The following is an 11,822-nucleotide window of genomic DNA, read 5'->3' on the forward strand; positions in this document are numbered from 1 at the left end:
TACGCAATCGCACCACCGCGATACCTGTTATGTATCAATAAACTGTTTGTTTTCAGTTGGTGGTTTATTGTCCACTAACGTGTCGTTTTTTGACCTTACGTGTATTATTGATGCGAACAGCTTGATAAACGCTTTAATAACCGTATTTTCAAAGTTATAGTTATCCGAGCGTATCCTCGTGATATCAAGTCACAGAATAAAGCCGAGTCAACCACTTAAAAATGACTCACTATGCAGGCTTGAGAAGCACGGCGGCATGTTCGCCAGGGTAGCGCTTTTGATTACACGGACGAATTAATCTGGCTCATTGGAGATCGGTAATACCCTAATGCCTTCCCAGCAATTACAACATTGGTTTGCCACGCTAACCTCAAATAGCCCTTTCTTTTTTGCCATTCTTGATAAAAAACACAATTATCGAATGGTGAGTGACCGCTATTGCGATATTGCAGGCTTAAATCATGAAGAAATCATCGGGTTAAACGATTGCCAGGTGCTAGGTGAGCAGTTTTATAAGAAGCTGGCACCTTACTACCAACGCGCATTCAAAGGCGTGCATGTCGAAGCTGAAATTACCTTAGATGAAACCGATTTAGAGACCAGCCTTCACTTTAGTTTGTCACCAGTGTATGAAGGTAACGAGGTACGTTTCGTAGTGTTTCACGCCGTCGACACCTCCGAAAAGCAAATTCTTGTCCGCTCTCTGGAAGAAGCCGAAAACAAATTTGCCAAGCTGACCCAACTATTGCCCGATGGCCTGCTGCTGATTGAAGATGACATCATCATCTCAGCAAACCCTGCCTCGGCTCGTCTGCTTGGGCTTAACTCCCCTCACGAACTGCTCGGTGAAGAACTCTCTCGTCTGTTCATCGACGAAAACACCAAAAAAGTTTTCAGTCACCGACTCAGTACGCTTATTTCGGACAAACCGTTTGTTTGCCTGACCAGCGCGCGTTGCGGATTTGAGCGCAAAGTCCAATTACATGCGGACTCGACGGCAATTCTAGGCAGTGAATCTCAAATTATTCTTATCCAAGATGCGGATGACACACCAAAACACTTGTCGTCGGCCTCCAGTGAAGACTCTCATATCGACTCTTTAACCAAACTGTATAATCGATTTGGTTTCACCAAGCGCCTGGAACAACTGATCAAAAGCCAAACACCGCTATTGGTGTTTTACCTCGATATCGATAACTTTAAGAACATTAATGACTCGCTGGGTCATCACATCGGTGACAAAGTCATCCAAGAAGTTTCTGCACGTTTAAAACGACTGCTGCCAAACCAAGCGATCATCGGCCATCTTGGCGGTGATGAGTTCGGCATCATCCTTCCTGAGCCAGAAAACTCGCGCATGGCAGAAGTGTTATCAGATCGCATTATTTCTTTGATAAACCAACCTTTTGATCTGCACCACTTCAGTAAACGTCTTGCCTGCTCAATTGGTAGCGTCCGCTATCCGGAAGATGGGCAGGATGCTCGTATCTTGCTACAAAATGCCGATACCGCAATGTACGAAGCGAAAGATCGCGGGCGAAACCGTCTGATCAAATTCAATGACCAAATGAACAAAGAAGCGCGTATGCGTTTGTGGCTCGAAATCGAACTGCAAAAAGCCCTGCAGCAAAATGGTCTTGAAGTTTGGTATCAACCCAAAGTGAACGCCCGTGATTTCAGTATCAATGGCGCAGAGGCTTTAGTACGTTGGAAACATCCGGTTGAGGGCTACATTAGCCCAGGATCATTTATTCCTGTGGCGGAACGAGCAGGTTTGATTGAGCATCTGGGTCGCGTGGTGATGCGTGATGTATTCAACACCGTAAAACGCTGGAAACAACAAGGCATTTTGCCGGGTCGCGTCGCGATCAACCTGTCTCCAGAACAGTTTGGCAACCCTCAGTTGATCGACTTTATGGAGAAGCTGCTGCGCACAACCGAACTTGATCCAAGTTGCATCACGTTTGAGCTAACGGAAAGCGCGGTGATGAGTGACAGCGAACATACGCTGCAAATGCTGAATGCGATTAAAAAGCTGGGCTTTGCTTTGTCGATCGACGACTTTGGTACTGGGTACTCGTCGCTGTCTTATTTAGCTCGTTTCCCGATTGATGAACTAAAAATCGACCGTGCGTTCATTAATGACATTGATGCCCTGCCAAAACAGGTGACCGTCATCGAGAACATCATCAACTTGGGCAAATCTTTGGAACTAACGGTCGTTGCAGAAGGCGTAGAAACGCATCAGCAAGCTACTTTGCTTTCCAACCTTCAATGTAACTCGATTCAAGGTTTTCATTTCTACCGACCTCAACCAAAACATGAAATCGAAGAGTTGTTTGTGCAAAACCGCCGCCACAAAAACTGATCCCCCCTACTTCGCCAAATCAAACCTTTACCCCTACTCTCAAGGGGTAAATATTGAGTTTATTGAGCTAAACCTAACTTAGGTCAAATTAGCTATTCATAATTCTTCATAAAATGCGGGCACCTTTTCCTTCTCTATGATTGTGAGCATATGGAACTCTTGTGTCCTGCGGGTAACCTGCCTGCGCTAAAAACCGCGATTGATTGCGGTGCAGATGCCGTGTACATCGGCTTCAAAGACGATACCAACGCGCGTCACTTTGCTGGTTTGAACTTCAACGGTAAAAAGCTAGAAAAGGCCGTGCAATATGTGCATGACCACAACAAAAAGATCCACGTTGCACTCAATACCTTTGCCCATCCAAACGGTTTTGAACGCTGGACGAACGCCGTCGATAACGCAGCGGAATTGGGCGTAGATGCACTGATTGTCGCTGACATTGCTGTTCTTGAGTACGCTGCTCGCAAATACCCTGAGCTTGAGCTGCACCTTTCCGTGCAAGCTTCTGCTACCAACGTAGCTGCGATTGATTTCTACAAGCAAAACTTCAACGTTAAACGTGTGGTATTGCCTCGCGTGTTGTCCATTCATCAGGTAAAACAACTGTCGCGCAACATCACCAGTGATGTCGAGCTGGAAGTATTTGCGTTTGGCAGTCTGTGCATCATGTCTGAAGGTCGTTGTTACTTGTCGTCTTACATGACGGGTGAATCACCAAATACGGTCGGAGCCTGCTCTCCAGCGAAATACGTGCGCTGGCAAGAAACTGAACAAGGCTTGGAGTCTCGATTAAACAACATTTTGATCGACCGTTACTGCGCAGGTGAAAACGCAGGCTATCCAACGCTTTGTAAAGGCCGCTTTGAAGCTGAAATTGAAGGCGAGAAAAAACGTTACCACGCGCTGGAAGAACCAACCAGTTTGAATACTCTCTCTATGCTTCCTGAACTGTTTGCAGCAAACGTAGCGTCGGTAAAAATTGAAGGCCGTCAACGCAGCCCTGCCTATGTGGAGCAAGTTACTCGCACTTGGCGCGCAGCAATTGATCGTTACCAAGCAAACCCAGAAGCTTACCAAGTCGAATCAGCTTGGGATGCCGCACTGGCGAACGTTTCTGAAGGTACGCAAACCACGCTGGGTGCATACCACCGTAAATGGCAGTAGAGGTTAAGATGGAAAATTCAATGAAATACGCACTTGGCCCACTGCTGTACTTCTGGCCAAAACAAGATATCGAAGCATTTTACTTACAAGCAAAAGAAAGCTCGGCAGACATTATCTACTTGGGTGAAACCGTTTGTTCAAAACGTCGCGAGATGAAACCTGCTCATTGGTTCGATATTGCCAAAGACCTATCGGCATCCGGTAAGCAAGTGGTGCTTTCCACCATGGCATTGTTGGAAGCACCAAGCGAAGTCAATATCATGAAGAAGTATATCGATAATGGTGACTTTGCGATTGAAGCAAATGACGTGTCCGCAGTTCAACTGGCGTCTGAACACAAAGTCCCATTTGTCGTTGGCCCAGCAATTAACACTTACAATGCACACACCTTGAACCTGTTTTTAAAACAAGGGATGACTCGTTGGTGTATGCCGGTTGAGCTATCTCGTGAATGGCTAAGCGATACTCTGACACAATGTGAAGACTTAGGGATTCGTAACAAATTCGAAGTCGAAGTCTTTAGCCACGGCTATTTGCCATTAGCCTACTCGGCTCGCTGCTTCACGGCGCGTGCAGAAAATAAAGCGAAGGATGATTGCGAAACTTGCTGCATCAAATACCCAACCGGTATCCAAGTAAGCAGCCAAGAGGGACAAGAAGTCTTCAACTTAAATGGCATCCAAACGCAATCGGGCTACTGTTACAACCTGATCAACGATCTGCAAAGCATGCAAGGACTCGTTGATGTGGTTCGCTTGAGTCCATTAGGCGTAAGTACCTTCTCAGAACTGGATCGCTTCCGTTCTAACGAGCAAGGCTCAAATCCAGACAAACTATCAAGCCGCCAATGCAACGGTTACTGGCATCAATTGGCTGGCTTAGAAGTGAAGAACATTTAACTCTTCCGACAAAGTAAAAAGCGAGGCACTAGCCTCGCTTTTCTGCTACCAACTTAAGACGCTTGGATGCTCGGTTCTACTGGCCTATCCACCATCAACTTTTTGATATCACGCCAAAGCATACTCATCACAACCAGACTTAACGCAATGTTGGATAGCGGGAATGCAATCCAAATGCCTGTCACACCCAACAGTTTTGGCATGATGAACAAGAACGGCAGTTGAATAAGCATATTACCTACCGTCACAAACATCGCCTTACTGCCTTTGTTGACCGATTGATAGTAAGCCCCTGCTACCACTAAGAAACCATCCAGAAACAGTGCGAACATGTGGAGACGAATTCCCACCACAGCACTTTCGATAAGCTGCTGATCCGCGTCATTAAAGACGGATACGAGCTGGTACGGGAAAAGGTTCATCAATACCACGAACACAACACCACCTAAAACCGATGCCCCCATAGCAATTTGTAGCAACTTACGAATGTTATCTTGATTTCGTGCGCCATGGTTGTAGCTCACCAAAGGCTGCATACCATTGGCAATGCCTTCCGCCACGAGGTAATATACCGTCACAATATAACCTAAAATGGCGTAAGCGCCGATCAAAAGCGGGCTGCCGTATTGTGCGAATAATGCGTTGTGCAGAGCTACCATCGTAGATCCATAAGCGTACATAAAAAAGCTGGATGTCCCGATAAGCACAATTTTAGGAATAGCATCCAATTGCACTTTCAACTCTCTAAATGTTAGACGTAACTTCGCTTTAGAAGAGAAGAAGTAGCCCACACCTAGCACGGTGACAACCATCTGTGCCAATGCGGTCGCAATAGCCGCTCCTGTTAGCTCCCAATTCATCCAAGCAATGAAAACATAGTCCAACACAATGTTAATGATTGCACCTATCACCATCAAAATTGTGGCTAAGTTAGGGCTGTTGTCGTTACGTAGCAAGAATGGAACCGCAATAGAGCCAAGTGAAAAAATACACGCGACGATTAGTATCTGGAGATATTGCAAGCCCAACTCATACACTCGCCCCTGAGCGCCTTGCCAACGAATAAAGTCATCAGCAAAGAAAAACAGAATCGTTGCGACAATAGGCATCAAGGCCAACAAAAATAGCAAGCCTGTGGTTAAGACCCGTTTCGCACCTTGTTGATCTTGCTCTCCTTGCTTGATGGAAGTCAGGGCTCCCGTTCCCACACCAACCATCATCCCTATTCCCAGAATGCTACCAATCACTGGCCAAGCAACATTGATGCCCGCCAATCCGTCAGCGCCAACGTAACGGCCAATAAAAATACCGTCGACGACTTGGTACAGCCCATTGACCAACATGGCTGCGACAGTTGGAATGGTATATTTCCAAAACTGTTTATAAATGGAGTTTTGCATGATTCTCACCAATAGTTAGCAAAGCTAACTAAATAGTTAAATAAATGAATTTTTGAATTAATTTCCAAGCGCTTTATTGAGTAGCGACTGCAATTGTTTGGCTTCTTGTTCGTTTAGCTTTAGCATCATTTGATCCGAAATATCCTTATAAACAATTTGTTCTAAAGACATTTTTTCAGCGACCTCTTCCGTCAATAAGACACGCTTTGCGCGAGCATCTTCATTGCAAGCAATACGCTTCACTAACCCTTTCTTTTCTAAACGCACCACCATATTGGAGGCAGAAGGTTTGGTTACCTGTAACTCGTCAGCAAGATCAGTAATACGAACGCCTTCAGGAAACACCTGAATTACGCGTAAGTAATCAAATTCGTTAAAGCTAAGATGAGACAATGGATCTTCTTTAGCGTAAACACGCCAAGCTTTGGCGCAAAAACGCTCCAAATCGATCAAACTCTCTTCTAAAGCCATAAAGATTCACCAATTAGTTAGCAAGGCTAACTATTCTAAAGCGAGTTATCTCAATCATCAAGCGTAAAAAAGCCGCTTATGGAAGCGGCTTTATTATTATTGTTGTTCTTGTTGCTCGGCGGCTTTTAGCTTGGCCAACCTATCTTGCTGAAGTTGGTCATAAATTTGTGCTAACTCCAAGAAAGAGTAACGATGCTCAACGTACTCGTACACATTCAACGAAATGGCGAGCTTATACAACGAAATCGCGCTGGCGATGTCACCTTCCAATTGATGACGTTTACCGAGATAAAAATAGGTTTCCGTCAATCGCTGAGCAAGGCGATAGTTTTCTCGCGTCCCATCCATAATCGCAGCAAGAGCCGCTTCATCAGAAACATCGCGTAGCATAAGAGCGACTAACACCCAACCCCATTCTTCACTGCGATCTTGTTGGTAACGCTGCTGAAGGTTTGCTTTTGCTTGCTCAGGGTTTTGATCCGCTTCAATGATGTATAACCACAATGCGCGAAATGGATCGCTTGGCATCTCTTGATAATGCTTGGTCATATCTTCCAAGGCCAAATCAATACGACCGCCGTAGTATAGCGCTATCGCCCGATTGCGCTCTGCGTAAGAGTTATCTGGTGCAAGTTCGAGTGTTGAATCAAATGCTTCGTATGCCGCATCAAACTCTCCAACCTGAGTAAAGTAAACGCCGAGAAGATTAAATATATCTGGCTGAGCTGGGTTCAACTGCAATGATTGGTTGAAATCCAAACGAGCAAGGTCACGCAAGCCAACACTGTCGTAGTAATTACCACGTTCATAGTGCATTTTGGCACGCACTTCATCGCTGAGATCAGGGCGCTGCAGTAGTTGTGATAAACGCGCAATTTGAACTTCTTGTTGAACGCTCGGTTGTAAAGGCACAGCCATTGGTGGGTAAAGCCACTTCAGAGCTGAATGCTGAGAAGTATTTGCACAACCGGTCAGCGCGATAGCAACACATAAACTTGCGGTTTGAAACCATTTCACTAATTGATACTCCTGTTTGGACCGCCTTGGGTCTGTTTCCTTAATGCACTATAGGATAAATAACCTCATTTGAGGTCAAACTCCTCGAAACAGGCCAAAAAAAAGGGAGCGAAAATGCTCCCCTTTATAGCATGCTTTCAGGCTCTTAAGCTAATAAAAGACCGAAAGGCGAGTTTCAGATTACTCTTCTTTCGCTGCTGGTGCTTCTGCCGCTGCTTCTTCAGCAGGCTTCTCTACCGCTTCTTTCATGCTTAGACGTACACGGCCTTGACGGTCGATTTCAAGAACTTTAACTTGAACTTCTTGACCTTCAGTCAGGTAGTCAGACACTTTCTCAACGCGTTTTTCAGCGATTTGAGAAATGTGTACTAGACCATCTTTACCTGGTAGAACCGTTACAAACGCACCAAAGTCAGCTAGACGAGCAACTTTACCAGTGTAGATACGGCCTACTTCAACTTCAGCAGTGATCTCTTCGATACGGCGGATAGCTTCTTTCGCTGCTGCACCTTCAGTTGCTGCAATCTTGATTGTACCGTCGTCTTCGATTTCGATAGTTGTACCAGTCTCTTCAGTTAGAGCACGGATAACTGCACCACCTTTACCGATAACGTCTTTGATCTTCTCTGCGCTGATCTTCATTGTATGGATACGTGGAGCGAACTCAGAGATATCGTCACGAGCACCAGCAAGCGCTTCATCCATTACAGATAGGATGTGCTTACGTGCGCCTTGTGCTTGGTTAAGCGCAATTTGCATGATCTCTTTAGTGATACCTTCGATCTTGATGTCCATTTGAAGTGCAGTAACACCAGTGCTAGTACCTGCTACTTTAAAGTCCATGTCACCTAGGTGGTCTTCGTCGCCAAGGATGTCAGAAAGAACAACAAAGTCATCGCCTTCTTTCACAAGACCCATCGCGATACCCGCAACAGATGCTTTGATTGGCACACCAGCATCCATAAGTGCTAGAGATGTACCACATACAGACGCCATTGAAGATGAACCGTTCGATTCCGTGATTTCTGATACAACGCGAACTGTGTATGGGAACTCGTCAACAGATGGCATTACAGCTGCAATACCACGCTTAGCCAGTTTACCGTGGCCGATTTCACGACGCTTAGGAGAACCTACGAAACCAGTCTCACCCACACAGTATGGAGGGAAGTTGTAGTGTAGTAGGAAGTGATCTTTACGCTCACCAGTTAGCTCATCGATGATTTGTGCATCACGTTGAGTACCTAGAGTCGCAGTAACTAGGGCCTGAGTTTCACCACGAGTGAACAGTGCAGAGCCGTGTGTACGTGGAAGAACACCAGTGCGTACGTCTAGCGCACGAACCATGTCTTTCTCACGACCATCGATACGAGGGTTACCCGCGATGATGCTACGACGCACAACAGTCTTCTCTAGATCGTGGAAGATTGTGTGGATTTCTTTAGTATCCGCTTCAGGATCTTGAGCAAGCAGTGCTTCGTTTACTTCTGCTGCAATCTCATGGATGCGGTCGTAACGAGCCATTTTCTCAGTGATTTGGTAAGCCTCAACAAGCTTAGCTTCAGCAAGTTCAGCAATCTTAGTCTTAAGTGCTGTATTTTCTTCTGGAGCAACCCAATCCCAAGCTGGAGTAGCAACTTCAGCTTTGAACTCGTTGATAGCGTTGATTACAACTTGCTGTTGATCGTGACCGAACACAACTGCTGCTAGCATTTCTTCTTCAGTTAGGTTGTCAGCTTCTGACTCAACCATTAGTACCGCAGACTCTGTACCTGCAACCACTAGGTCTAGACGCGATGCGTTTAGCTCAGTTTGGCTAGGGTTAAGAACTAGCTGACCATCGATGTGACCAACACGCGCAGCACCGATAGGACCATTGAATGGAATACCAGAGATAGCAAGAGCCGCAGATGTACCAATCATTGTTGGGATATCTGGTTGAACGTCTGGGTTTACAGATACAACCGTTGCAATAACTTGCACTTCATTTTTGAACGCGTCCGGGAATAGTGGACGGATTGGACGGTCGATTAGACGAGCTGTTAGCGTTTCGCCTTCAGATGGACGACCTTCACGTTTGAAGAAGCCACCTGGGATTTTACCTGCGGCGTAAGTACGCTCTTGGTAGTTTACAGTTAGTGGGAAGAAATCTTGACCCGCTACTGCTTCTTTTTTACCAACAACTGATACGAATACTGCTGTATCGTCCATTGTAACCATAACTGCTGCTGTAGCTTGACGTGCGATAACGCCAGTTTCTAGAGTAACCGTGTGGTTACCGTACTGGAACGTTTTAACAACTGGTTTTTCGAACATTGTTATTCCTTGTTTCTAAGCGCACCGATAAATAGCCGCTTAGGTGTGTTAATAAACACTCAAGGCATTACGAATCGCGACTAGTGAAAAGAAACTTACCTAAATTTCTTTTTAATAGCCGCGACCTTTTGGTCGACGAGGTTGACTGTAATGCTATGAGTTTAATAAAAATCTAATATACCAGACTAATCAGCGACTAATCACTCATCTAAAACGGTATCAAAAGATTAAGCCGCCAGTATTATAACGGCTTAAGGATGATTTGGCTAAGCTATAGCAGTCAAAAAATAAATTAGGGGCAACAAAAAAGGGGCATAAAGCCCCTTTTTTGACAAACTGCTATGCAGTCGCTTATTAGCGACGTAGGCCTAGACGCTTGATTAGGTCTTGGTAGCGAGCTAGATCTTTACCTTTTAGGTAATCTAGAAGCTTACGACGGCGAGAAACCATACGTAGAAGACCACGACGGCTGTGGTGATCGCCTTTGTGAGCTTTGAAGTGACCTTGTAGGTGGTTGATAGAAGCTGTAAGTAGAGCTACTTGAACTTCTGGTGAACCAGTGTCGCCTTCAGATTGTGCGTATTCTGCAACGATTGCTGCTTTAGTTTCTGCATTCAGAGACATAATTCTCTCCTAATAAGAGTAAGTTAATGTTTGTGCCAGCCAATCTCTGATTCAGCCGACACGAGAAGCGCGAATTATAAGGAAGTTTGCTTATAGGCGCAATATAAAAATACCGGCTTAAATGCCGGTATTTTTCAAGTGAGATAGAGATTACTCTTCGTCGCGGAAAACGACTAAACGTTTTGGTGCGATCTTACCATCATCGTTCATTTCACCAACACCGATAAACAAACGCTCTTCGCCCATAGTCAGGCGCAGAGGCCCCTGCTCTGGTGCACCTAATACTTGAACCGGTTGGCCATGCTGAACCATATCCGCTAATTCAGGAATTAGGTTTACTTCTGGTAAGTCTTCGACTGCAGTGTCCATTGGCATAAGCAGTGGATCGAGCAACTCGCGAGGAGCGATTTCTTCACGATGAGCTTGCTCAAGCAGCTCATTAAGCTGCTCAAGAGTCACCATTTTCTCGTAAGGGTACTTGGCTACAGCTGTGCGGCGCAGCATAGTTACGTGAGCACCACAACCGAGCATTTCGCCTAAGTCATCGACGATAGTACGAATGTAAGTGCCTTTTGAACAGTGCACCTCCATCTCAACTTCATCACCTTCAAAACGGTGAAGAATGATTTCGTATACCGTAATTTTACGAGACTCACGTGGAACTTCGATACCTTTACGAGCGTACTCGTACAGAGGTTTGCCTTGATACTTCAAAGCAGAAAACATCGAAGGCACTTGGTCAGATTCGCCACGGAACTTCTCGATACTCGCTTCTAGTTTCTCGAGAGTCACATCTACTGGACGCGTTTCTACCACTTCACCATCAGAGTCTGAAGTGTTAGTACGTTCGCCAAGTTTTGCGATCACGCGATAGCGTTTGTCTGAATCCAGTAGGAACTGAGAAAACTTGGTTGCTTCACCTAAACAGATCGGCAACATACCCGTCGCTAGAGGGTCCAACGCACCAGTGTGACCCGCTTTCTCAGCAAAGTAGATTCGCTTTACTTTTTGCAGTGCATCATTGGAAGAGATACCTGTTGGTTTATCCAACAAGATAACACCATTAATTGGACGACCTTTACGACGACGGGCCATTATTCTTCGTCCTCACGGCCAGAGTTCTTTTGCTTCTGCTTGTCTGAGTTAACCACTTCGGTTACTAGGTTAGACATACGCATACCTTCTACGAGCGTGTTGTCGTAGTAGAAGCGGATTTCTGGAGTTAGACGCAGACGAATACGCTTACCAAGCATCATGCGAATGTGAACTTCATGCTCACGTAGTGCCGCTAGGCATGATTCTGGTGTTTGCTCACCTACACATAGGAAAGTCACGAACACTTTTGCGTAAGCAAGGTCACGAGAGACTTCCACATCGGAAATGGTAACCATACCCAAACGTGAATCACGAACTTCACGTTGAAGGATCATTGCTAATTCTTTTTGCAGCTGCTGTGCAACACGCTGCGTGCGGCTAAATTCTTTTGACATATCTTTTCTCTTATATAGAAAGAATGGGGGGTTGGTCAAAGCCAGCCCCCCATGGTGTATTCAACAACCAATT

The 11,822-nt window shown here is 45.5% G+C and carries 10 protein-coding genes; 3 read left to right on the forward strand and 7 right to left on the reverse strand.

The window, feature by feature from the left end; translation table 11 throughout:
• Nucleotides 1-328 precede the first annotated feature (328 nt).
• The 3 genes from ACF8OV_RS01765 to ACF8OV_RS01775 all read left to right on the forward strand — a co-directional run bounded on the left by ACF8OV_RS01765 (nt 329) and on the right by ACF8OV_RS01775 (nt 4,431).
• Entirely contained in the window at nt 329-2,368 is a 2,040-nt protein-coding gene (locus tag ACF8OV_RS01765; protein ID WP_015297221.1) for a bifunctional diguanylate cyclase/phosphodiesterase, read from the forward strand.
• Between the two features lie 150 nt (nt 2,369-2,518).
• Complete coding sequence (locus ACF8OV_RS01770; protein ID WP_025516069.1) at nt 2,519-3,532, forward strand: peptidase U32 family protein; 1,014 nt, start codon at nt 2,519-2,521, stop codon at nt 3,530-3,532.
• Nucleotides 3,533-3,552: 20 nt separating this feature from the next.
• Nucleotides 3,553-4,431, forward strand: coding sequence for a U32 family peptidase (locus tag ACF8OV_RS01775; protein WP_031778583.1), 879 nt, complete (start codon nt 3,553-3,555; stop codon nt 4,429-4,431).
• Nucleotides 4,432-4,484: 53 nt separating this feature from the next.
• Here the strand turns inward: ACF8OV_RS01775 and vmrA are convergent, their stop codons facing one another.
• The 7 genes from vmrA to rbfA form a co-directional block, all read right to left on the reverse strand.
• On the reverse strand, nt 4,485-5,831 hold the full coding sequence (vmrA, locus tag ACF8OV_RS01780) for a sodium-coupled multidrug efflux MATE transporter VmrA (protein WP_021449991.1): 1,347 nt from the start codon (nt 5,829-5,831) through the stop codon (nt 4,485-4,487).
• 57 nt (nt 5,832-5,888) lie between these two features.
• Nucleotides 5,889-6,302, reverse strand: coding sequence for a MarR family winged helix-turn-helix transcriptional regulator (locus tag ACF8OV_RS01785; protein ID WP_024702430.1), 414 nt, complete (start codon nt 6,300-6,302; stop codon nt 5,889-5,891).
• 96 nt (nt 6,303-6,398) lie between these two features.
• Complete coding sequence (gene nlpI, locus ACF8OV_RS01790; RefSeq protein ID WP_005481586.1) at nt 6,399-7,319, reverse strand: lipoprotein NlpI; 921 nt, start codon at nt 7,317-7,319, stop codon at nt 6,399-6,401.
• Between the two features lie 180 nt (nt 7,320-7,499).
• Nucleotides 7,500-9,635: a polyribonucleotide nucleotidyltransferase gene (gene pnp / locus ACF8OV_RS01795; protein ID WP_005456067.1), complete on the reverse strand. Its 2,136-nt coding sequence runs from the start codon at nt 9,633-9,635 to the stop codon at nt 7,500-7,502.
• 354 nt (nt 9,636-9,989) lie between these two features.
• Nucleotides 9,990-10,259, reverse strand: coding sequence for a 30S ribosomal protein S15 (rpsO, locus tag ACF8OV_RS01800; protein WP_005456110.1), 270 nt, complete (start codon nt 10,257-10,259; stop codon nt 9,990-9,992).
• A gap of 150 nt (nt 10,260-10,409) precedes the next feature.
• Nucleotides 10,410-11,354 carry a tRNA pseudouridine(55) synthase TruB gene (gene truB, locus ACF8OV_RS01805; protein WP_025441384.1) on the reverse strand — a complete coding sequence of 315 codons (945 nt, stop codon included), beginning with the start codon at nt 11,352-11,354 and terminating at the stop codon, nt 10,410-10,412.
• On the reverse strand, nt 11,354-11,749 hold the full coding sequence (rbfA, locus tag ACF8OV_RS01810; RefSeq protein ID WP_005456060.1) for a 30S ribosome-binding factor RbfA: 396 nt from the start codon (nt 11,747-11,749) through the stop codon (nt 11,354-11,356). The genes truB and rbfA overlap by 1 nt, the downstream gene beginning before the upstream one ends.
• Between the last annotated feature and the right edge of the window lie 73 nt (nt 11,750-11,822).

It is taken from the genome of Vibrio sp. GLN_1 (assembly GCF_043106015.1).
Lineage (GTDB): Bacteria > Pseudomonadota > Gammaproteobacteria > Enterobacterales > Vibrionaceae > Vibrio > Vibrio parahaemolyticus.

Excerpts from the sequence above, each read along its gene's own strand:
- ACF8OV_RS01765 (WP_015297221.1), top strand. The coding sequence starts at position 329 with ATGCCTTCCCAGCAATTACAACATTGGTTTGCCACGCTAACCTCAAAT.
- ACF8OV_RS01770 (WP_025516069.1), top strand. The coding sequence starts at position 2,519 with ATGGAACTCTTGTGTCCTGCGGGTAACCTGCCTGCGCTAAAAACCGCG.
- ACF8OV_RS01775 (WP_031778583.1), top strand. The coding sequence starts at position 3,553 with ATGAAATACGCACTTGGCCCACTGCTGTACTTCTGGCCAAAACAAGAT.
- vmrA (WP_021449991.1), bottom strand. The coding sequence starts at position 5,831 with ATGCAAAACTCCATTTATAAACAGTTTTGGAAATATACCATTCCAACT.
- ACF8OV_RS01785 (WP_024702430.1), bottom strand. The coding sequence starts at position 6,302 with ATGGCTTTAGAAGAGAGTTTGATCGATTTGGAGCGTTTTTGCGCCAAA.
- pnp (WP_005456067.1), bottom strand. The coding sequence starts at position 9,635 with ATGTTCGAAAAACCAGTTGTTAAAACGTTCCAGTACGGTAACCACACG.
- rpsO (WP_005456110.1), bottom strand. The coding sequence starts at position 10,259 with ATGTCTCTGAATGCAGAAACTAAAGCAGCAATCGTTGCAGAATACGCA.
- truB (WP_025441384.1), bottom strand. The coding sequence starts at position 11,354 with ATGGCCCGTCGTCGTAAAGGTCGTCCAATTAATGGTGTTATCTTGTTG.
- rbfA (WP_005456060.1), bottom strand. The coding sequence starts at position 11,749 with ATGTCAAAAGAATTTAGCCGCACGCAGCGTGTTGCACAGCAGCTGCAA.